This window comes from Dactylococcopsis salina PCC 8305 (assembly GCF_000317615.1).
Taxonomy (GTDB): domain Bacteria; phylum Cyanobacteriota; class Cyanobacteriia; order Cyanobacteriales; family Rubidibacteraceae; genus Halothece; species Halothece salina.
On record NC_019780.1, the window covers coordinates 198,968 to 219,696 of the forward strand.

Below are 20,729 nucleotides of genomic sequence, written 5' to 3' on the forward strand. Positions count from 1 at the left end.
TAAATCTGATTAATTAGCTTCTTCAGAATCATCAGAAAAGCTAATTTTAGGCGATTGATAGTCTGGCGGTTCAATATGAATTAAAACCCTAACTGGGCTGAAGTATTCCTCTAATTTTTGTTCCACTGCTTCTGTTATATCATGGGCAATTTCTACATCATCAGTTGCAACTATCATGTGTAATTCAATAAAAACTTGTTGTCCCACAACTCCCCGTGAGGCTATATCATGGCAATTAATGACACCAGGAATCTGTAATGCAATGCGATTAATTACTTCTGGGGGGATCGCAATTTCATCTACTAACCAAGGTAAATTTTCTCGCACCACTTCCCAACCACTTTTTAAGACTAAAATCGCTACAGGAAGAGCTAAAATAACATCGAGCCATTGTAGTTGGGGAATCTCCCAAGATTCGCCAAGCCACATTCCTAATAATCCTATAATCACGACGAGAGTAATCCAAATGTCTCCCATCGTGTGGTAAGAGTCAGCGATTAAAATTGAACTATTTAGTTTTCTGCCAATGTGACGTTCATAAAAAGCAACAAAAATGTTGATTCCTAAAACTAAAATTAATATCCATAATTCCCAGTGAGTTAAGTTAATGGCGTTTGTTCCTTGAAATAAACGCTCGATCGTGCGTTGGATAATTTCTAAGCAGGTAATTCCTAAAAAAACGGCAATTCCTAACGCCCCTAATGCTTCAAATTTTTGATGTCCGTAAGGGTGTTCTCGATCGGGTTGCGGAGACGCAAACTGATTACTCACTAAACCTAAAACATTATTAGCACTATCGGTAAAACTATGGAGTGCATCAGCTTGGATACTTAACGAACCCGTTAAAAAGCCCACAATGAACTTTAATCCCATCACTAGCAGATTTAAAATCAGGGTGAGCAAAAGAACACGGCGGACTTGAGGACGGTTATCAGTGGCATTCATGGATTTCTTCTGTTTTCAAAGCAGGGCAATTTCGGTAGGATATAACGTTGGAGTTCAATCCTTGGTTAAAGTTTATCTAAATCATGCAAATTGCCCATTGGTCTGAAGATTACGAAACTGGCTTTCCTGTCATTGATCAACAACATCAACAGATGTTTGCTTTAGTCAACCAGTTACAAGAAGCGATGCTCAAATCGGCAGACCCGACATTGCTTAAACAACTACTCAACGCTTTACTTAAAGATACCATTGCTCACTTCACTTTAGAAGAAGACCTCATGTTGGAACATGGTTATCCTTCTTTCCAGCCTGTTTATTAAACCCAAAAAGATGAGTGCTTTTATTTTTGATGTGGATGGAACGTTAGCGGAAACTGAACGTTATGGTCATCGAGTCGCTTTTAACCGTGCTTTTGCTGATGCGGGTTTAAACTGGTATTGGTCAGAATCTTTGTATGGAAAACTGTTATCTATTAGTGGCGGAAAAGAGCGACTTCATCATTTCTTGACTCATTATGTTTCTAACTCGGAATCGATCGCCAATCAGGAACAGTTAGTGAAACAATTACACGCCGCTAAAAGACACCATTACCATTACATTTTACACAATGGGGAAATCGGTTTACGTCCGGGGGTGAAACGATTTTTAAAGGAAGCGTATCAAACTGGAATGCGTCTGGCGATCGCAACCACCAGTTCTTTAGAAAGTGTTAACTTACTCTTAGCAACTAATCTCGGTGAAGCGTATCAAAGTTATTTTGAAATCATCGCTGCTGGTGATATTGTTCCTCAGAAAAAACCCGCTCCTGATATTTATCAATATGTTTTGGATAAAATGGCGTTATCTCCTCAAGCTGCTTTAGCTTTTGAAGACTCTCAACAAGGCTTAAAAGCAGCGACTATGGCTAAAATTAAAACCGTGATTACCGTTAATCATTATACTCTTGATCAGGACTTTTCTGATGCTGTCTTAGTTTTAGATCATTTAGGAGAACCCGACGATCGAGCTTTCACCATCTATAACGCTGCTTTTTCGGTTCATCAAAGCTACTTTGATTTAAATTTAGCAAAGCAATTATTGCAACATTAAAAAAACAATTTCAGTAGATGGACAAGTCTAGTAAAGAGCGCGATCGCCTCTTGCCTCTTCTGAATTGTAAAACAGATAACATAATTAACGATGAAAATTGAAACAAAAACGATCGAAAGTAAAGGACAACAATGGTTTTACCGCTATGGTCAACTGCGAAACGAGAATCAAGAAACACCAGTAGTATTATTACATGGATTGCTTGCTCATAGTTACTGTTGGCGTGGACTCCTAGAAGATATTACGGATGCGGGATTTACGGTTTATGCGCCAGACTGGTTGGGAGAAGGCTATTCGGGGAAACCGTCACCGCGAGAGTTTTCTTATCAGCCAGATGCTTTTATTAGTGCTTTAGAAACGCTGTTTCAAGATTTAAATCTTTCTCGTTTTCACTTAGTGGTTCAAGGGTTTATTGGTTCTATTGGATTACAATATGCGTTTCGTCACCCTGAACAAATTGAACGCTTAGTAATTCTTAATACTCCGTTGTCTTCTGCGGCGCGTTTACCCTGGCTGATGCGTCAATGGAGTTTTCCCTTGATGGGAGAAATGTTGACCCAAGACCCCTTACTGGTCGATCGAACCCTCGAAAAAGGAAGTGGATATGTAATCTCTGAAGAAAACTTAGGGGTTTATCGACAGCCATTTCTAAAAAATTCTCAAGCTGGACGCTCTCTTGTTGCGACCATCAAAAACTTGAATCTCCCGAAAGCGATGCAAGAAATTGAAGCAGGTTGGAAAAATTGGGAGCAACCGACACAAATCTTATGGGGAATGGATGATCCTTGGTTATCCGCAACTGTTCCCGAAGCAATTGCGAAAGAGAAGAAAAACATCCGTTTCGTCAAGCTAGAAGAGGCGAAACATTACCCTCAAGAACATTGGTCTGAGGAAATCAGTCCGATTATGCTGACGTTCCTTCGCCAACAAATTGTTTAGAAAGATCAAGAATCAACCCACAACTTGGTATCCTGATGTTGAAACGAAATCATTGATTGCAAATTAACCGATATGTTTAACAAACGCTCTATTTTATCTTTGCTACTGGCTTTAGTGGCGACTGTGTTGGTGAGTTGTGGCGGTGGTGATAGTAACACTCCTCCCCCAACCTATAGCAGTGAGCAAATTCAACAGATTGAACGCGCCGCTACTCCCGTTATTGAGGCACGAAAACGACTCACAAAATTAGAATCTTACATTAAGCAAAAACAATGGTCAGATGCGTTTAGTTTGATTCATGGTCCATTGGGAGGGTTACGTCAGGAAATGGGTTATGTCACTCGTAACTTACTTCCCAGAGACCAAAAACCAGCGCGGAAGTATGCCAGAGAGTTATTTCAGGATATCGAAAGAGTGGATGCTTCCATTGAAGCAGAAGCCGCTTCCCGTGCATTGGAAAACTACGATCGCGCCCTCAAAGATTTTGATCAGTATTTAAACTTATTACCAGAATCACAAGCAACAGAAACGACATGAAGCGGGTTTTAATCATCGGCGGTGGGATTGTTGGCGCAACCATCGCCTACGAGTTGAGTCTCGATCGTCGCTTTGAAATCACTCTGCTCGATCGATCGACCCCTAATGAAGCCTCGACAGGGGCTGCTTTAGGGATTTTAATGGGAATTATCAGCCAGAAGACTAAAGGACGTGCTTGGCGGTTACGAGAAGCGAGTCTGAGGCGCTATCCTCACCTCATCGCCGCCATCAGCGAACAAACGGGGGAAACAATTCCGCAAGTACAAGGGTTAATCAATCTTTGTTTTTCCGAAGCCGAAATGGAAACCTGGCAGCAACTGGCGACAGTGCGTCATTCCCAAGGATGGGAATTAGAACTTTGGGACACCGCGCAACTAAAAACGGCTCTTCCCGCGCTTAATATCAGTGATCTGGTGGGGGCTGTCTATTCTCCCCAAGATTTTCAAGTCAACCCCCAAGCCTTAACCCAAACCTTAATTAAAGCCTCGGAACAGAACGGTGTTAACATCCAAAGGGGAGTAGAAGCCACAGAGGTTTCTGTCACCAGTAATGAGAACTATCAACAGTGTCACACTGTCCACAGTAATGAGGGAGACTGGGAAACAGATTATTTAATTGTCGCTGCTGGTTTGGGGTCATTTCCGCTCACTCGTCAACTGCAACAGCCATTAACCTTGCGTCCTGTTTTGGGGCAAGCCATGCGGGTGCGTCTAAACACAAATTTAAGCGAAACTCAGTTACAACGAGTGATTACAGGCGATGATGTCCATGTAATCCCGTTAGGAAATCAGGAGTATTGGGTTGGCGCAACTGTAGAATTTCCAGATCAACCTGTAGAGACTCCTCTCGATACAGTGTGGGAAAAGGCGCGGCGTTTTTATCCTCCCTTAGCTGATGCCGAAATTTTGGAAACTTGGTCGGGAAAACGTCCTCGTCCAGAAGGACAAGGCGCTCCTGTGATTGAATATTTGAAAGGATACGATAATGTTATCCTTGCCACTGGACATTATCGTAATGGGGTTTTACTTGCGCCAGCAACAGCAGCCCAGGTTAAACAGTTAATTAGTGCTTGCTGAAAAAGTCCATTGGTTGGTTTAGTAAGGCAAAAGGCAAGAGGCAAGAGGCAAAAGGCAAGAGGCAAGAGGCAAGAGGCAAAAGGCAAGAGGCAAGAGGCAAAAGGCAAGAGGCAAAAGGCAAGAGGCAAAAGGCAAGAGGCAAAAGGCAAAAATTAATCATCAATAACTTATTATGCGTGTAATTGTAATCGGTGGTGGCGCGGCGGGTTTTTTTGCTGCCATTACTTGCGCTAATCTCTCTCCAGAAACAGAAGTGATCCTCTTAGAAGCGGGGAAACACACTTTAGCAAAAGTTCGCGTTTCTGGGGGAGGAAGATGTAATGTTACTCATCATTGTTTTGATCCGACTTTACTGGTGAAAGCCTATCCTCGCGGTGGAAAAGCATTACGAGGGGCGTTTACTCGCTTTCAACCTCAAGATACGATCGAGTGGTTTGAACAGCGCGGTGTGAAGTTAAAAACGGAATCTGATGGGCGAATGTTTCCTGTAACGGATGACTCGGAGACAATTATTAATTGTTTGGTGAAGGAGGCGATCGCGCAAGGGGTTAAAATTAAAACGGGTGCAAAAGTACAGTGGTTGAGTTATGAGGACGATCGATTTATTGTCGAGTTGAAAGGAGGAGATTACTTAAGCGCCGATCGAGCGATTTTAGCAACAGGAAGTCAGCGTCTCCCCTATCAGTGGTTATCTCAATTTGGTCACAATATTATTCCGCCAATTCCGTCTTTATTTACGTTTAATATTACTGATGAACGCTTGCAAGATTTAGCAGGAATTAGTGTGGAAAATGTCGAGGTAAAATTAGACATTAAAGGCAAAGAAAAATATCTACAAAATGGACAATTACTGATTACTCATTGGGGATTAAGTGGTCCGGCGGTTCTCAAGTTATCTGCTTACGGTGCGAGAGTTTTACACGATCATAATTATCAATTGGGTTTATGGGTGAATTGGCTTCCCTCAGAAAATTTAGAAACCATTAAACAGCAATTAATGGCTCAAAAAGAGCAAACTCCACGTCGTCAGGTGGTGAGTTTTTCTCCTGTTTCGATTCCTCGTCGTCTTTGGGAAAAATTGGCTCTTGCTTCAGGAATTTCTGCGACACAACGCTGGGCTGAAGTGTCTAAAAAACAGATAATTACTTTGGCGAATGAGTTAATAATGGGAAACTATCAGATTCAGGGAAAAGGTGTTTTTAAGGAAGAGTTTGTTACTTGCGGGGGTGTGGATTTAAAGGAGGTTAATTTCAAAACAATGGAAAGTAAATTAGTCGCAGGGCTTTATTTTGCAGGGGAAATATTAGATATTGATGGCATTACTGGCGGTTTTAATTTCCAGAATGCTTGGACAACTGGCTGGTTGGCTGGAAACGGTATAATTGAGCAATGATTGATTAGTAAACTAATGACGAATTGGACGCTAATAATTAATAGGAAAACAATGAGATTTAGTGAAGTTGTTGCTCATTTAAGTCAAAAAATCAGTGTCACGGCGAAAGAAGGGAAAAACCCAGAAATTAAAGGGGTGAGTCCGATCGAAGAGGCGACAATGCAAACCATTTCCTATATTGAAGGGAGAAAGTTTGCCCATTATATTAATATCACGCCAGCGAGTGCGCTAATCCTGCCTCAAGATGAGACCTTACAAGCACAAGCGGATGATCAAGGGATTCCCTGGGTAGCGGCGGAAGTTCCCCGTTTATTGTTTGCTCACGCGATCGACCTATTTTATCGTCCGTTTCATCCTACTCCCGATGTTCATCCCAGCGCGGTGATTGATCCCTCAGCAGAGATTCAGGAAAATGTTTATATCGGTGCGAATGTGGTGGTTTATCCCCGTGTCAAAATTAGCAGTGGGGTTTGTATTTATCCCAATGTTGTGATTTATCCTGATGTGACGATCGACGATCGAGCGATCTTACACGCCAACGCCACTATCCACGAACGAACTCAAATCGGAAAAGATTGTATTATTCACAGTGGCGCTGTAATTGGGGGAGAAGGGTTTGGCTTTGTTCCCACCTCACAAGGTTGGTTAAAAATGCAACAATCGGGTTGTGTGGTGTTAGAAGAAGGGGTAGAGGTGGGAAGCAACAGTAACATCGATCGCCCGGCGGTGGGAGAAACTCGCATTGGACGAAACACCAAGTTTGATAACGCAGTTCACATTGGACATGGTTGTCGCGTCGGGGAAAATTGTGCGTTTGCCGCGCAAGTGGTGCTTGCGGGTGGGGTGAAAGTGGGGAATAATGTTTTATTGGGGGGACAAAGCGCGATCGCGAATCAGATTACGATCGGTGATGGCGCAAGAGCAACGGGTCACTCTGGAATTACTCGCGACGTTAAAGCTGGGGAAATTGTTTCGGGTTCACCTGCTGTTCCTAATCATATTTATTTGCGATCGAGTGCCATTTATAAACGACTCCCTGAGATGTATCGAATGTTTCAAAAGTTGGTAAAAGGTAGTAAGAACTAACTTTAAATAAAACTGCGATTTTGCCCCCTAAATCCCCCAATTTTGGGGGACTTCCAACTGTAATTTTGCCCCCTAAATCCCCCAATTTTGGGGGACTTCCAACTGCGATTTTGCCCCCTAAATCCCCCAATTTTGGGGGACTTCCAACTGCGATTTTGCCCCCTAAATCCCCCAATTTTGGGGGACTTCCAACTGTAATTTTGCCCCCTAAATCCCCCAATTTTGGGGACTTCCAACTGCGATTTTGCCCCCTAAATCCCCCAATTTTGGGGGACTTCCAACTGTAATTTTGCCCCCTAAATCCCCCAATTTTGGGGGACTTCCAACTGTAATTTTGCCCCCTAAATCCCCTAATTTTGGGGGACTTCCAACTGCGATTTTGCCCCCTAAATCCCCTAATTTTGGGGGACTTCCAACTGTAATTTTGCCCCCTAAATCCCCTAATTTTGGGGGACTTCCAACTGCGATTTTGCCCCCTAAATCCCCCAATTTTGGGGGACTTCCAACTGCGATTTTGCCCCGTAAATCCCCCAATTTTGGGGGACTTCCAACTGCGATTTTGCCCCGTAAATCCCCCAATTTTGGGGGACTTCCAACTGCGATTTTGCCCCCTAAATCCCCCAATTTTGGGGGACTTCCAACTGCGATTTTGCCCCCTAAATCCCCCAATTTTGGGGGACTTCCAACTGCGATTTTGCCCCGTAAATCCCCCAATTTTGGGGGACTTCCAACTGCGATTTTGCCCCGTAAATCCCCCAATTTTGGGGGACTTCCAACTGCGATTTTGCCCCCTAAATCCCCCAATTTTGGGGGACTTCCAACTGCGATTTTGCCCCCTAAATCCCCCAATTTTGGGGGACTTCCAACTGCGATTTTGCCCCCTAAATCCCCCAATTTTGGGGGACTTCCAACTGCGATTTTGCCCCCTAAATCCCCCAATTTTGGGGGACTTCCAACTGCGATTTTGCCCCCTAAATCCCCCAATTTTGGGGGACTTCCAACTGCGATTTTGCCCCCTAAATCCCCCAATTTTGGGGACTTCCAACTGCGTCAGATACCAAGTAGGTTGGGTGAAGGGAAGCGAAACCCAACAACAATCAGTTAGCAGTTACCTGATATAGCAATTCTAAATGAAATCGGAAAAATTTGATTGATGGAAGCCCCCAGTATTGGGGGTTTGGGGGCAAAAAACATTTACAAATCATCTGGGATTGCTATATAACCTCAATTATCGGGTTGAGATTGTTTTAAGTTTAGGGCTAAAATTTGTTCTAAAATGTCCTTTTTAGGATTAAACTGATACGCTTCCATCACTTGTTTATTCAGTTGTTCATGGAGTTGATAAAGTTGGCTGCTGGGTTCGTGGAAAAATTGGTTATACAACTTTGTGATTCCCCATTGTTTTTGTTCCATTTGTTCGCTGCGATATTCATGTAGTTTGATTGTGGTTTGACGGATGTTTTCCATTATTTCTGTTGATGGGTTTTCAGGAAAGGGAAACGTTTCAAAACAAGTTTTAGGAGTGTAGCGAGTATCTCCTTTTAAGGTGGAACTTTGTGCTTTTACCCATTGGCGATGAACATTAGAAGTTAATATTCCTAAAACATAAAAGTCATCTGATGCGACAATTGTTGTTGAATTATTAGGAATCCATTGCTGATTTATGGGAAGAAATATAAACCATTTTGAGTGAGAAGGAACAGCAAAATAGCAAGATAGATCAGCAATTTGTTTCCGCATTTTAGGTCGCGCACGTAAAAATCTCCACCAATATTCTCTTGCTTTTGCATCTCTATTCTTCTCTCTTTCAGGTTTAACCGTTGCTTTAATATGTTTAAACGGTAAAGCGTAATTACTCGCTTCCTCTAAACTCATATCATTAAAATCAATAATCCAACGACTAGGATAACCATTAGGTTTATCTGTCAAATCTCCAGCCGAACAAGATAATTTAATCACTGCTTTGTTTTTAGGATTTTCTTTAATCCATTCCTCTGCTTTTTCTTTCGTAATATAAAAGCCTTTACCCACAGGAATAATCCCCTGAAAACTCATTCCTTTATTCTTCTCCAGTCGTATCGCATCAGAAACATTAATGCTGGCTTTGAGAGAAGAACTAATTCTGTTTACCCGTTCATCATCTAAAATAAATTGACTGGGTTTTTCCCGACTCCAGTTAACAATACTAACATGAACCTTAGCTGTTCCCGACCAAGGTTGAGTCGATACCGCTTCATAAATAAAGCCTTGATTTTGAGTAATATAATCTAAACTGGCTTGGCGGCTTTTTCCCTGACTAATGGAGTTTGTTCCCACTAACCCCACTCTTCCTTTTTCCTCTAAATAATCATGGGCTAACCGAAACCAATAACAACAAAAATCTACAGAATCTCTCACCTCTGGGAACTGCTGAAACACTTTTTCTGCGTAGTTATCTCCTAATGTCATGCGTAACTGTTTCCCTCCTAAAAACGGAGGATTACCAATAATTGCATCTGCTTTTGTCCAGTTACAAAATAGCGCATCCTGACAAACAATGTTTTGATCTAAAGTATCTAACGGGAGAGAAGGTTCAGAAGAATTAAACTTATCAATGGCAACTTTTCGCGCAATCATTAACGTTACACGGGCTAATTCCACCGCAAAAGGATTACTATCTATCCCATAAAATTGTTTTGGCGTAACTAATCCCATTTCCGTTTGTTGGGTTGGTTTGCGTCGCTTTCGATCGATTTTTTCTAATAATGTTTTTTCAATGCGTTTTAATTCCTGATAGGCAATATAAAGGAAATTTCCTGAACCACACGCTGGATCAAGAATGCGATAACTTTGTAATTCTAATTGTAGTTTCGTCAAGTCTTTAATCGTGTTGGCTGCGTCGATTTTTTCTTCCCAATAACGGCTAATTGTTGGGCGAACAATTTTCATAATATCCGCTTCTGAGGTGTAGTGAATCCCGTAACTGTGGCGTTCATTTTCATCTGCTGTTCCTTCAAAAATGTTCCCAAAAATAGCAGGGCGAATTTTATTCCAATCTTGACGCGCGGCGACATCTAAATAGTTTAATTCTGGTTTGGTTAATTCAATGGGATGGATAGTTTTGAATAAACCGCCGTTAAAATAATCTACTCCTTGATAACGCCCTGCTGGTGTAATTCTAGGTTGATTCATTTCTCGAAATAAGCCGCCAATGAGATCATAAGAACTCTCGCCGTTTAGACAGTCTTGAACACAAGAAATAAATTGATCACGAGGGAGTAAACCGCGATCTTCTGCGAACATTGCTAACACACATTGTAAAATAAATCTTTGTGCAGAAAGTCTGTCGAAACCTTCTTTATCTCCTCGTTGATAAAGAATTTTAAAAAGTTCCCCCATCCGTCGCGCTGCGGTTTCAGTAATCTCAACTTGGTTATTCCGAAAAACAGGCGTTTGTGCGGCGACTTCCATAAACCCAAAAGCGGTGATTCTCTCCCACAATTGAGTTAAGAAAACGCGATCGACGGGTTCATCTAACTGTTGATTAAAATCATAAATCCAAAATTCATCAAAGTTACATAAAACGACATATCGAGGGCGATCGGGAATCAGTCTCAGCCAGTATTCAAAGGCTTGAGAATAGTGTTTTCCTAAATCTTCTCCCCGTTTTTTCATTTCAATTAAAACGCGAGGTTTCCAGACTAAATCAGCAAACCCTGTTTTTCCCTGTTTGCTTCCTTTTCTAATTGCTTGTTCATATTTTGCGCCAGCTTCTAACGCCCCTTTATAGCCAAAAACGCGAAAGAATCGATCTAAAAAAGTTTGTGCGTCTTGTTTTTCTTTTCCTTCAATATATTGGGAACAAAAATTAATAAAAGTTTGAACAGTTTCCAAGGTTGCTGACATAATTGATCGGTTATAGCTTAGAATTAGTGTTGGGTTTCGCTTGGAGACGTTCCATGGAACGTCTCTACCCAACCTACCTGTTTAGAATTAGTGTTGGGTTTCGCGCTGACTCCACCCAACCTACCTGTTTATAAGGATTCTACCAGTGAACCAACCCACATTTACCGTCACCAACACCAACGATAGCGGCGAGGGATCATTACGAAATGCGATTACACAAGCAAATCTGAATCTCGGTGAAGATGTCATCAATTTTGATTCTAATCTCAGAGGAGAAACTATTGCTTTAACCAGTGGTCAATTCGTTATCGAAGATGATTTAATCATTGAAGGATTGGGCAAAGATTCGCTGACAATCAGTGGACAAAATACCAGTCGGATTTTCTTGTTAGAATCGACCTCGGTTGATCCGAAAACGCTGACTATTACTGATTTAACTTTAGAAGATGGCTTGGCGACTCCTACTGATACTGTCTCTCGCGGTGGGGCGATTCAAACTGAACATCAGGGGAAATTAACCGTTGAAAATGTGATTTTTCGCGACAATCAAGCTGATGATGGCGGTGGGGCAATTTCTAGCGCTTTTGAAGGGGAGTTAACCGTCATTGCTAGTCAGTTTCTTGACAATGAGGCGATCGCAGGTAATGATGAACGGGGCGCTGGGGCGATCGCGTTTTTTGGCCCAGGACAACTAACGGTAAGCAATACGGATTTTATTGGCAATCGTGGCATTAATGGCGCGGCAATTAATAACCTCAATGGTCGCGTGGAGATTGATAACAGCCGTTTTCTGGATAACGATGTTCTGGCGGCAACCGTAGCAGCAGGAGAACCGCGATCGACCTTGAGAGGCTACGGAGGGGCGATTTTTGCCGATCGCGCCAGTGCGAGGAATGATGAGAGTGGGGGGACAATTCGCCTCCGCAATAGCCAATTTGAAGGGAATCAGGGACGATCGGCGGGAGGGGCGGTTTATGTGTTTACAGGTGGCAGCGATCGCCTAGAAGTGATTAACAGCACATTTCGAGACAATGTGGCGGTGGGGTTGCCCGGTGGGGAAATGGGAAACAGTGGCGCGATCGAGCTACAGAGTAATGAAGTCAATCAGGGGTTTGTTGTCCTTAATAGCGAATTTATCGGCAACCGAGCGGTCGATCGCGGTGGCGCCAGTCGCACTCGTAATGCTCCCACGACTATTATTAATAGCATTTTTGCCGATAATGGCACAACGATCGCACCAACAGAAAGTTTTACAGGTGGCGTGGGTGGGGCGTTACAGTTGGGGGGAAATGTCACAGCAACGATTACTAATTCTACGTTCAGAGAAAATTTTGCGATGTGGGTAGGAGGGGCGATCGGTGGCAATGCGGAAATTACCGTCAATAACTCCATTTTTGACCGTAATCGCGCGGATAATGGCATCAATGACTGGAATATCCAACAACAAGCTGTTCCTGATCTTTCTGGAGTCAATAATCTTCAGTTTCCAGAGGATGGCGGAGAAGTCACTCCGAATATTCAGGTAGCTGATCCGATGTTAGATCAGTCTCAGTTACCGTCTCTGGGGAGTCGCGCGATCGATGGGGGGGATAACAGTCTTCTGCCAACGGATCGCTTTGATCTTGATGGTGATGGGGATATTACCGAGACAATTCCGTTTGATGAAAGGGGAGAGGGATTCGATCGCATCGTTAACGGAAAGCTGGATTTAGGGGCTTTAGAACGGCAAAATAGAGAGGAGTTGGTGTTTGGGTCAACGGCTGCTGATAGTCTCAGCAGTGATGGTAAGATAATCTTTGCTGGCGCGGGTTTGGATCAGGTTGAGGGTTCTACAGACGCGATCGCATCTCATCGGATTTATGGGGGGAGTGGAGACGATGAACTGTTTGGCGGTAGCAACGATCGGGTTTTTGGGAATACTGGAAATGACCGCTTAAGCGTCACCGGAAGCAATAATCGACTTTACGGGGGAGAAGGGAACGATCGATTATTTGTCGGCGCTGGTGGGGGTAATATCCTGACAGGAGGAGAAGGATCAGATCAGTTTTCGATCGCAACTAACAACGTTCCAGATGCTTCTAATTCTATTACAGACTTTACATCAGGAGAAGATATTATCGGTTTCGAGGGTTTCCCAGACTTAACCTTTAACGATCTCACCTTTAGGGAAACAGAAGGAAATACAGTGATTAGTTTCGACACAGAAATTGCAATTTTATTTGGGATTCAAACCGATGATCTCAGCGCCAATGACTTTGAATTTGTATAAGTCGCAGATATTTTGATGAAAGCTCGATCGCCCTTATAAAAAGTAGGTTGGGTGAAGGGAAACGCAACCCAACAACAATATTCGTTATTCGTTATTTGTTATTTGTTCACTGGTCACTGGTCACTGGTTACTGATCACTGCTTTGGCTTGATATATTACTGGTTTTCTTGTAAAATTACTGAAAGCGACTATCTGTTTTAAGGTAATTAATTTGACTGGTTGATTTGTCTTCTCTATGATCTATGATTTTTTCAGAAGGAAGATAGTAATAATAAATTGTATGTCTTAATCGTTGATCTAGATAAGATGTAATTTTATAAATTGAATCAAGACAGTTAACATTTAATTTCGGCGTTTTTCCTGGCGTAATTTGAAAATCAAAGGTAATTTTTATATTTTCTTCTCCTTGCGGATTTTTGACTTCAATGACATAATCTTGCGGTTTCCCGTCGATGAAATAATCTTTTCCGTTGACTTGGATGGGAAGATGATTGGGTTGTGTTTGAGAAATTAAAAATTCCTTTTGCTACGTTTCTGGAATGATTCCTTGTAATGTTTGAGGGTTTCCTTCATCGGAAATATTGATTTCAGAATTAGTCAGTTGAATCCATGTTTCTTGATTGTTAATTCTCACTTGATATTGGATTCGATCTAAAGCAATTCCAAATAAGGGAAACTCGTTTATTGCTTTTTCTGCTAAAATTTCACCAAACTGCGACTCGTCGGGATTAATATAAACTAGGTTTGAGTTTTCCTGAGACAGAAAGTTATTCCAGTGACTGACAATAACAAAGATATAATCTCGATGATGATTGCTTAATGTTTCTAACGCAGACAGGTTAACGGTTTCTGTAACTATCCTTCTGATTTCTTCGGGAGAAACGGTAATAGTTTTATAGATTAAATTTTCCCCTGTGTTAACTTCCAGAAGAATTTGACGCGGGGAAGAATTGACGCGAGAGAGTTGTTGGAGGAATACTTGTTTTTTTAGATAGTTTTCGATCGATTTTCTGGCGCGTTGATTCCCTACCAGTTGTGGAAAATGAGTGTCTAAGAAATAGTAACTCAGCGATTCAATGATTCTGTCGTAACTCGATTTAACTTCCTCGGAAATTTCTGATGAGACAAATGAGACATCAGATTGCTGATCTAAAATCGGGATGGGATAACTACTGTTGGAATGCGACTCTAAACGTAACGGTAGCAGTTTTTGGGGATGGAAACTATCTAAATCAATTAACACTAAGCGTTGATTTCCCCTAGTTGTGGGAGTTGAGAAACATAATTCCAGTAAAGATAGGCGCTTCGATAGAGATAGCTTTCGTTGAAACCAAAGATTCCTCTACTACTTAGCGTCATTAAGTCGATGGTGTCGGGAATAATAAACAGTTGTTTATCTTCTCCGTCTGTGACTTCTTCTCCGAGATGTTGAGGAGAGGGAGAATGAGAGTTAAAGGTTAACGAGTTGGGTAACTCATCCACAAACAAGGGTTGAGGGAGGTAAGGATAATGTTGATGGTTTGCGAGAAAGCGTTTGTAGTTTAAGGGGAGAGAGTTTTCGTCTGGAGATAAATGTTCGATCGATTTTTCAAATAAATGTGCATCTTGGCAGCAGTTGGGATAAGATTCTAATTTAAATAGGCGTGTCATAATTCAGTTATTAGTTATCAATGAATAAGAATAATGTTGGGTTTCGTTTCTCTCCACCCAACCTACTACTTAGCGTCATTAAGTCGATGGTGTCGGGAATAATAAACAGTTGTTTATCTTCTCCGTCTGTGACTTCTTCTCCGAGATGTTGAGGAGAGGGAGAATGAGAGTTAAAGGTTAACGAGTTGGGTAACTCATCCACAAACAAGGGTTGAGGGAGGTAAGGATAATGTTGATGGTTTGCGAGAAAGCGTTTGTAGTTTAAGGGGAGAGAGTTTTCGTCTGGAGATAAATGTTCGATCGATTTTTCAAATAAATGTGCATCTTGGCAGCAGTTGGGATAAGATTCTAATTTAAATAGGCGTGTCATAATTCAGTTATTAGTTATCAATGAATAAGAATAATGTTGGGTTTCGTTTCTCTCCACCCAACCTACTACTTTCTACGAAGTTGCTGACGGATAGAATTAATTTCAGCGAGAGAGGTTGTCTTATACATTAGATCAACAAAAGAGTTACTCTCACTAGAGAAGGTAAAGTTAACTCCACCGAGATAAGCGACACGGTTTCCAATGAGAGTGACTTTTGCGTGTAAATGAGGGATGGTGTGTTGAGGAAAATTTCTGATTTTGTCTCTCCAGACTTCATTGACAAAAATGTTGGGTTGAGAATAACGGAGTAATCCTGCGAGTTGGGGAGAGGGAGAAAACCGACGAGTGTAGAGGGTGATAGAATCATTTTGTTTTTGGAGTTGACTTATTCGGTTTGGGTGTCTATGGAGTCGATGACTTCTTCTCTCAAGTCGGTGAGTATCCAGACTCCTTGAGGAAGTTGTTTCGCTTTCTCACAAATGAGGTTAGTGATGTTTTCGTCTTCAATGATGTAACTGGAGATGAGGAGAAATTGATCCGCTTTGGAGATCAGCTTTTTGATCTCGTGACGATGTTTCCGTCTTCCGATGAGAAAGTCGGTTTGTCTGACATCTTCTCTGGGTTGAGGGGAGAGAGTCTTGGGAATATCACGAGAGGAAGGAGGAAGATATTGTAAGACTAATTCTCGGATAGGTGTTGCGACTGAATAGATATCTTGTTGGTTTTGGATGATCTTGATAGATGCTTTTACTAGAGAAGAGACTTCCTCAAAGTTTAACCAGAGTTGGAGATGATTGGTTTCGGTTTCTAAACAAGGTTTCCCTGTTTGGAGTGAGGTTAATAGAGATGCGAGTTGTTGAGAGGGAGATAATTTTTCCCATTGCGCGATCGCGCTTCTTCTCAAATCTTGGATAATGTTAGGAGGAAGATCAACCGTTTCGTTATCCTCTAGCGTTATCTGATAATATCCTTCTTGTTTCCTCTGTTGGGGTTTCCAACTGGGAAGCTGCGGATCATCTGGAGATAAATCTAGGATGACATCGGTTTCTTGAATTTGAAATTGATAGCGATACCAACAGGGAGAAGATAAGGAAGAGGAAGAAGGAGAAAGATTAAACAGAGATGTTTCTAAAGCCAACAATTCTTTGACAGTGGTTTGGGGAAGGAAGTCTAAACCGAAATGAGTATAGACTTGTTGGAGGTGACGACAGTGATGTTTAACCGCGAAGGGTGTTTGTCTTCTTCCATTGCGAAACATCTCCCAAGATCATCAGATGGGTTTTCCCTCTGGTTAACGCAATGTTGATCTTTTCTGGGGAAAGGGTATCGGGTGAGATGTCGCAACATAAAATAATCATCAGACTTTCTTTTCCTACCCAGTGGGTAATGTCTTTGACTCTCACTTGGGGATAGATGTCTTTGATGTTGGTTTGTATTTCATTACGAGTGGTTTCAGAAAGTTATTCTGTATCCATCTGTTACTGTTACTGATGAGATTATAAATGGGGGTTGCGAGTTGGGGATGAAGACGATATTGTTCGGAAAGGATGTGGGTGTAACAGGGAAGAAGATGATGGGATAACCAGTGGAAGCTATAAGGATAGCGATGAAAAGAAACTTTTTTCCGTTGTCTTCCTGTTTGACGCTGTGGGATTTCTTCACCGAGTAACACCAGTTTATCTCCCATTCCCGCAATCAAGATTAAGTCTTTCCAGTGGAGATGGTGAGAGTCTTCTACAATGATTAAGTCAAAGCGTGTTTCTTGTAACCATTGCTGTTGGGGTTGTAAACAGTTTTTGATCGCGCTTAAAATAGGCTTATTTCTTTCCAGTCTCTCTCTTCCTTCATCGGATAAGTTTTGATACAGTTGGAACAGTTTCAGTTGTTTCCTCAATAACCCAGTATGTATCAGAAGTGTCTTTGCGAGTAAGTCTCTTCTGGTTTCTGTCAGATGGGGAAACTCGGTTTCCAGTTGTTGACTCAAGGTTTCTCTAGAAGGAGAGGTGGTTTCTATTCTGGGTAACCATGTTTCTAGTTTCTGTGGTATTCGCAGTTGATGTGAACTACCCTCTTCTAATTGCTAAGGCAATGTAGAAGGGGCTTCCTACCCAAAAGAATGCTCTTCAATAAACTCCAAAGGGATTATTTCCAAGTCTTACATCTGGCGATAGGCTTTTTCAGCCTTGGCGAACCAAGCTGTCATCCCGTGTCCCACAGGCAATAATTCGTAATCCTTCGTCTCTGATGTTTTTAGCAGCGTTGATATCTCTGTCATGCTCTGTTCCACAGTTTGAGCATTTCCAACTGCGAACATCTAGTGGCAGACTATCAACTTGATTTAAGCAGACGTTGCAAGTCTTTGAACTAGGGAAAAAGCGGTCAACCTCAACATAGGTTTTACCGTCTTGTTCAGCTTTGTACTTCAGCATAGTACAGAACTGTCCCCAACCAACTTGACTAATGGCTTTAGCCAGATTATGGTTCTTCATCATGTTTTTAACTGCTAGATTCTCTACACAAATGACTTGGTTTTCGTCAACTAAGCTACGACTTAGTTTGTGTAGAAAATCTTCCCTGCTGTTAGAAACCTTTTTATGAACTCTAGCTACTTGATGACGAGCTTTATTTCTGTTATTAGAACCTTTTTGCTTCCGAGATAATTGCTGTTGTTTAATCTTAAGGTTTTTCTCATGCTTATCCATCCAACGAGGATTATTAAATTTATCACCATTGCTAGTGATAGCATAATGATTTAACCCTAAGTCAATTCCAACTGCTTTTCCCTCTGAAGAAGGTTTTGGCTTTTCTTTTCCGTCTTCAACCAAAATAGAAGCATAATACTCTCCACAAGTATTTTTGCTAATAGTCACAGTCTTAACCGAACCTTTGATAGATCGATGTAAGACTGCCTTAATTTCTCCTAGTTTAGGAAACTTTAAGCAATCTTCTTTCACCTCTACATTTTGAGGATATTGAATAGATTGTTTTCCATGTTTCGACTTAAACTTGGGATATCTAGCTCTTCCTTGAAAAAAGTTAGTAAAAGCTGTATTCAAGTTTATACAGACTTGTTGAAGACATTGAGAATAAGTAAGTTTTAACCATTCTCGTTCTTTCTTTAAGTCTGGGATTTGCTTCTTAATGTCATAACTGGAAAGCCCTTTGCCAGTTTCTTTATATGTCTGGTTCATTAAGTTCAAACCAAAATTCCACAACCAACGACAGTTCCCAAAAGATTGAGCTAGTAACTGTTGTTGGCTAGAATTAGGATAGAGTCGGACTTTAATTGCTTTCCGCATAACCATTAATTAAACAAAATTATTTATAGTTTAGCTTATTTATCAATCATTGTCAATATAAAAAAGCGATTCATCTAGCGACTAACCCTTCGGGTGTAGTCGTAGGATTCTCGCTTATTTTGCTAAAATTAACTTTATCGGTGAGGTGGGAGAGGTTTGGAGTTGAATCAGTCTCTCTCTTTCCCACTCTTGATCAGAGGTTGCGATGAGTTTTTCCCAAAATTGTTGTTGATCCATTGTTCAATGACTCCAGCGAGAGTTTGTTTGATGTTGGTTAACCCGTCTTCGGTGAGAGGGTGAGATATCGCTTTTCGATATAGTCGAGATATCCTTGATAGAAACGGCGGTAGATGGGATTTTGTTGTAAAACATAGTTAGGTTTGGTGAAATGATATTGTTGTGTCTGGATGGTTTTCACTTCGGGTAACTGATAAAACCAGTCAATCGATCGCTGAATCTTTCCCACTTCTTCTTGATACTGAGTCTTTCCCGTCTCTCGATACTGACGACAGTTAAGATGAAGGATACGACAACAGTAAACCAGAAATTAACTGATTGTCTGGAGGGAAAACATCTGTTGGTTTTAGGTAAGGAAAACGGATTTCTAGAGTGGTGGAATGAGTGGTAAGGATCGCGCGATCGCGCTTTTAAATTCTGGCGAAATAACTTAAATACTCAACGGGAGTTTGATGACTATTACTGTTTCCTTTCAGTTGTAACTGAGAGGGTTTTCCAAAGGTTAAAACGTTCGATCGATCTAATACTTTATCAAATAAAGTCTATGTAGTTTCATCTTCATTCATTGTTCCCACAAGCAAAAATTGTTCAGGAATTTTTACCCGTCTTTCTTCATCAGGAAGGGGAATACTTCCCACATCAATATCTAAATAAGTATCTTGAGATCGACGGGTTTCTAACTTGGAGAGAAACTCACTAAAATAATATTCTACCCGTGCTAAGTTCATCTCGTCTAACAACACAATTACCAATCTGTCTTGTAAGGTTTCTTGGTGATTAAACTGATATAACCCACGCATCAAATCAGTAGGTTTATATTTCTGTTCGACATAGTTATAAAACCCGAAACGAGTAACTTTTTCATTCCGAGAGTTTATTATTGTTTCTAATTTACTAATTTCCTTATCTAACTCTCTTACCCGTGATTCTCTTTCACGAATTTGCCAAATTAAATCATTTACTATTCTTCGATATTCTTGTATTTCCTGATCATCAGGCTGATTATTTTGAATTTCTTGTAAGATGCGATTTTTTTCTGCTTATAATCGTTCAATCTCTGGACGTAGTTCCTCAATTCGATTTTCATGTTCTTGTCTTTCCGCATCCAAACGATCATAATTGACTCGGAGAAACTCTAAATCAGTTGTTATTTGATTTAACTCTTCTTTCTGTTGCTGTAACTGTTCAATTTCCTCGGTTAAAGATTGTTGTTGAGATTGTTTTTGACGGATATCACCTGCTAATTCTACTTGTTGCTGTTGCTGTTGATTGAACTCATTTTGTTGAGTTTCTAGTTGTGTTTCGAGTTGTTGGAGTCTTTCTTGTTTTTGTTCAGTGTGTTGCTGTAAAGATTGAATTTCCCCTTGTAAGCCACTACGATTAGAACGAAGTTCCTGAATCTCTCTTTGTAAGGCTTCCTGATCCGATAAATTGGGATAATCTTGATTAAGGGAAGCAATACGTTCTTCTAAATTATTGAGAGTTTGTTGTTGCGTTTCTCGACGTTGTTCGCTGTCTTCTAAACTTTGATTAAGTTGCCTTAACCGTTCTCTTTTTCCAGCAATTTGTTCATTGATTTGAGCTAAATTATCTGTTGTTTGTTGATGTTGTTCTTCTAACTGTTGATTTTGCGTTACAAGGTCACTATAACTATTCTGTAAGCGAGGAAGTTGTTGCTCAACTTGACCATATTCTTGATAAGCATTTAACTGTTGTTGAAGTCGAGCATTCTCCTGATCTAAGCGACGATAATAAACCATCATTCCGCTAAAACCAGCACCTCCTCCCGCAATGACTCCTAAAAGCGTTAAAGGATTCTGAAATCCTAAAACCGCCATAATCACCCCAGAAACAGCTAATGAGACATAGAGAATTATCTTTTGTGAGTTCATATCCCAATCTCCTGTTGATCAATTTTGTGTTCATAGTATCTTTGTCGTCAACACAGACAATT

The 20,729-nt window shown here is 41.1% G+C and carries 23 protein-coding genes; 10 read left to right on the top strand and 13 right to left on the bottom strand.

The annotated features are described in order from the left end of the window. Positions 1-9: 9 nt before the first annotated feature. Positions 10-945, bottom strand: a complete 936-nt coding sequence (locus DACSA_RS01165) for a cation diffusion facilitator family transporter (protein ID WP_015228025.1) — start codon at positions 943-945, stop codon at positions 10-12. An 83-nt stretch (positions 946-1,028) separates the two neighbouring features. Between DACSA_RS01165 and DACSA_RS01170 the strand changes: the two genes are divergently transcribed. The 8 genes from DACSA_RS01170 (at position 1,029) to lpxD (ending at position 7,065) form a co-directional block, all read left to right on the top strand. Further along, on the top strand, positions 1,029-1,265 hold the full coding sequence (locus DACSA_RS01170) for a bacteriohemerythrin (protein ID WP_015228026.1): 237 nt from the start codon (positions 1,029-1,031) through the stop codon (positions 1,263-1,265). Between the two features lie 10 nt (positions 1,266-1,275). Further along, on the top strand, positions 1,276-2,034 hold the full coding sequence (locus DACSA_RS01175; RefSeq protein WP_015228027.1) for an HAD-IA family hydrolase: 759 nt from the start codon (positions 1,276-1,278) through the stop codon (positions 2,032-2,034). A gap of 90 nt (positions 2,035-2,124) precedes the next feature. Beyond that, positions 2,125-2,973 (top strand): alpha/beta fold hydrolase, encoded by an 849-nt coding sequence (locus DACSA_RS01180; protein ID WP_015228028.1) that lies wholly within the window; start codon positions 2,125-2,127, stop codon positions 2,971-2,973. Positions 2,974-3,045: 72 nt separating this feature from the next. Further along, positions 3,046-3,510 (top strand): photosystem II protein PsbQ, encoded by a 465-nt coding sequence (gene psbQ, locus DACSA_RS01185; RefSeq protein ID WP_015228029.1) that lies wholly within the window; start codon positions 3,046-3,048, stop codon positions 3,508-3,510. Further along, positions 3,507-4,586 (top strand): NAD(P)/FAD-dependent oxidoreductase, encoded by a 1,080-nt coding sequence (locus DACSA_RS01190; RefSeq protein WP_015228030.1) that lies wholly within the window; start codon positions 3,507-3,509, stop codon positions 4,584-4,586. Before psbQ ends, DACSA_RS01190 begins: the two co-directional genes overlap by 4 nt. Then, positions 4,580-4,768, top strand: a complete 189-nt coding sequence (locus tag DACSA_RS20095) for a hypothetical protein (RefSeq protein ID WP_041235244.1) — start codon at positions 4,580-4,582, stop codon at positions 4,766-4,768. The genes DACSA_RS01190 and DACSA_RS20095 overlap by 7 nt, the downstream gene beginning before the upstream one ends. Beyond that, entirely contained in the window at positions 4,759-5,979 is a 1,221-nt protein-coding gene (locus DACSA_RS01200; protein WP_015228031.1) for a BaiN/RdsA family NAD(P)/FAD-dependent oxidoreductase, read from the top strand. The genes DACSA_RS20095 and DACSA_RS01200 overlap by 10 nt, the downstream gene beginning before the upstream one ends. Positions 5,980-6,030: 51 nt before the next feature. Further along, a complete protein-coding gene (gene lpxD / locus DACSA_RS01205) occupies positions 6,031-7,065 on the top strand; it encodes a UDP-3-O-(3-hydroxymyristoyl)glucosamine N-acyltransferase (RefSeq protein WP_015228032.1) in 1,035 nt (344 codons plus the stop codon). Between the two features lie 1,224 nt (positions 7,066-8,289). On the opposite strand, the gene DACSA_RS01220 is transcribed toward lpxD, so the two are convergent. After that, positions 8,290-10,950, bottom strand: a complete 2,661-nt coding sequence (locus DACSA_RS01220) for a DNA methyltransferase (RefSeq protein WP_015228034.1) — start codon at positions 10,948-10,950, stop codon at positions 8,290-8,292. Positions 10,951-11,095: 145 nt separating this feature from the next. On the opposite strand from DACSA_RS01220, the gene DACSA_RS18120 reads away from it, so the two are divergent. After that, complete coding sequence (locus DACSA_RS18120; protein ID WP_015228035.1) at positions 11,096-13,219, top strand: calcium-binding protein; 2,124 nt, start codon at positions 11,096-11,098, stop codon at positions 13,217-13,219. Between the two features lie 51 nt (positions 13,220-13,270). Continuing rightward, positions 13,271-13,420 (top strand): hypothetical protein, encoded by a 150-nt coding sequence (locus tag DACSA_RS20100; protein ID WP_156800598.1) that lies wholly within the window; start codon positions 13,271-13,273, stop codon positions 13,418-13,420. A 325-nt stretch (positions 13,421-13,745) separates the two neighbouring features. Here DACSA_RS20100 and DACSA_RS01230 read toward each other — a convergent pair whose 3' ends face one another. The 11 genes from DACSA_RS01230 to DACSA_RS01270 form a co-directional block, all read right to left on the bottom strand. Continuing rightward, entirely contained in the window at positions 13,746-14,462 is a 717-nt protein-coding gene (locus DACSA_RS01230; protein WP_041235246.1) for a hypothetical protein, read from the bottom strand. Beyond that, complete coding sequence (locus DACSA_RS01235; protein ID WP_041235247.1) at positions 14,462-14,869, bottom strand: hypothetical protein; 408 nt, start codon at positions 14,867-14,869, stop codon at positions 14,462-14,464. The genes DACSA_RS01230 and DACSA_RS01235 overlap by 1 nt, the downstream gene beginning before the upstream one ends. 10 nt (positions 14,870-14,879) lie before the next feature. Continuing rightward, positions 14,880-15,239 (bottom strand): hypothetical protein, encoded by a 360-nt coding sequence (locus DACSA_RS01240; protein WP_015228036.1) that lies wholly within the window; start codon positions 15,237-15,239, stop codon positions 14,880-14,882. A gap of 385 nt (positions 15,240-15,624) precedes the next feature. After that, positions 15,625-16,497: a hypothetical protein gene (locus DACSA_RS21180; protein ID WP_041235248.1), complete on the bottom strand. Its 873-nt coding sequence runs from the start codon at positions 16,495-16,497 to the stop codon at positions 15,625-15,627. Continuing rightward, the gene (locus DACSA_RS21185; protein ID WP_198007607.1) at positions 16,457-16,597 is read right to left on the bottom strand and encodes a hypothetical protein; all 141 of its coding nucleotides are present in this window, start codon (positions 16,595-16,597) and stop codon (positions 16,457-16,459) included. The genes DACSA_RS21180 and DACSA_RS21185 overlap by 41 nt, the downstream gene beginning before the upstream one ends. A 41-nt stretch (positions 16,598-16,638) precedes the next feature. Beyond that, positions 16,639-17,223 carry a hypothetical protein gene (locus tag DACSA_RS01250; protein WP_041235249.1) on the bottom strand — a complete coding sequence of 195 codons (585 nt, stop codon included), beginning with the start codon at positions 17,221-17,223 and terminating at the stop codon, positions 16,639-16,641. Between the two features lie 193 nt (positions 17,224-17,416). Then, complete coding sequence (locus tag DACSA_RS01255) at positions 17,417-18,538, bottom strand: RNA-guided endonuclease InsQ/TnpB family protein (RefSeq protein WP_041235250.1); 1,122 nt, start codon at positions 18,536-18,538, stop codon at positions 17,417-17,419. Positions 18,539-18,652: 114 nt separating this feature from the next. Beyond that, complete coding sequence (locus tag DACSA_RS22370; protein WP_015228038.1) at positions 18,653-18,775, bottom strand: hypothetical protein; 123 nt, start codon at positions 18,773-18,775, stop codon at positions 18,653-18,655. Between the two features lie 37 nt (positions 18,776-18,812). Then, a complete protein-coding gene (locus DACSA_RS01260) occupies positions 18,813-19,004 on the bottom strand; it encodes a hypothetical protein (protein WP_041235251.1) in 192 nt (63 codons plus the stop codon). 313 nt (positions 19,005-19,317) lie between these two features. Next, entirely contained in the window at positions 19,318-19,575 is a 258-nt protein-coding gene (locus tag DACSA_RS01265; RefSeq protein ID WP_041235252.1) for a hypothetical protein, read from the bottom strand. A 240-nt stretch (positions 19,576-19,815) separates the two neighbouring features. Continuing rightward, entirely contained in the window at positions 19,816-20,667 is an 852-nt protein-coding gene (locus DACSA_RS01270; protein ID WP_015228039.1) for a hypothetical protein, read from the bottom strand. Positions 20,668-20,729: the final 62 nt, after the last annotated feature.

Coding starts and splice junctions, on each gene's coding strand:
- DACSA_RS01165 (WP_015228025.1), bottom strand. CDS start 945: ATGAATGCCACTGATAACCGTCCTCAAGTCCGCCGTGTTCTTTTGCTC.
- DACSA_RS01170 (WP_015228026.1), top strand. CDS start 1,029: ATGCAAATTGCCCATTGGTCTGAAGATTACGAAACTGGCTTTCCTGTC.
- DACSA_RS01175 (WP_015228027.1), top strand. CDS start 1,276: ATGAGTGCTTTTATTTTTGATGTGGATGGAACGTTAGCGGAAACTGAA.
- DACSA_RS01180 (WP_015228028.1), top strand. CDS start 2,125: ATGAAAATTGAAACAAAAACGATCGAAAGTAAAGGACAACAATGGTTT.
- psbQ (WP_015228029.1), top strand. CDS start 3,046: ATGTTTAACAAACGCTCTATTTTATCTTTGCTACTGGCTTTAGTGGCG.
- DACSA_RS01190 (WP_015228030.1), top strand. CDS start 3,507: ATGAAGCGGGTTTTAATCATCGGCGGTGGGATTGTTGGCGCAACCATC.
- DACSA_RS01200 (WP_015228031.1), top strand. CDS start 4,759: ATGCGTGTAATTGTAATCGGTGGTGGCGCGGCGGGTTTTTTTGCTGCC.
- lpxD (WP_015228032.1), top strand. CDS start 6,031: ATGAGATTTAGTGAAGTTGTTGCTCATTTAAGTCAAAAAATCAGTGTC.
- DACSA_RS01220 (WP_015228034.1), bottom strand. CDS start 10,950: ATGTCAGCAACCTTGGAAACTGTTCAAACTTTTATTAATTTTTGTTCC.
- DACSA_RS01235 (WP_041235247.1), bottom strand. CDS start 14,869: ATGACACGCCTATTTAAATTAGAATCTTATCCCAACTGCTGCCAAGAT.
- DACSA_RS01240 (WP_015228036.1), bottom strand. CDS start 15,239: ATGACACGCCTATTTAAATTAGAATCTTATCCCAACTGCTGCCAAGAT.
- DACSA_RS21180 (WP_041235248.1), bottom strand. CDS start 16,497: ATGTTTCGCAATGGAAGAAGACAAACACCCTTCGCGGTTAAACATCAC.
- DACSA_RS21185 (WP_198007607.1), bottom strand. CDS start 16,597: ATGATTATTTTATGTTGCGACATCTCACCCGATACCCTTTCCCCAGAA.
- DACSA_RS01255 (WP_041235250.1), bottom strand. CDS start 18,538: ATGCGGAAAGCAATTAAAGTCCGACTCTATCCTAATTCTAGCCAACAA.
- DACSA_RS22370 (WP_015228038.1), bottom strand. CDS start 18,775: ATGGATCAACAACAATTTTGGGAAAAACTCATCGCAACCTCTGATCAA.
- DACSA_RS01265 (WP_041235252.1), bottom strand. CDS start 19,575: ATGCGTGGGTTATATCAGTTTAATCACCAAGAAACCTTACAAGACAGA.
- DACSA_RS01270 (WP_015228039.1), bottom strand. CDS start 20,667: ATGAACTCACAAAAGATAATTCTCTATGTCTCATTAGCTGTTTCTGGG.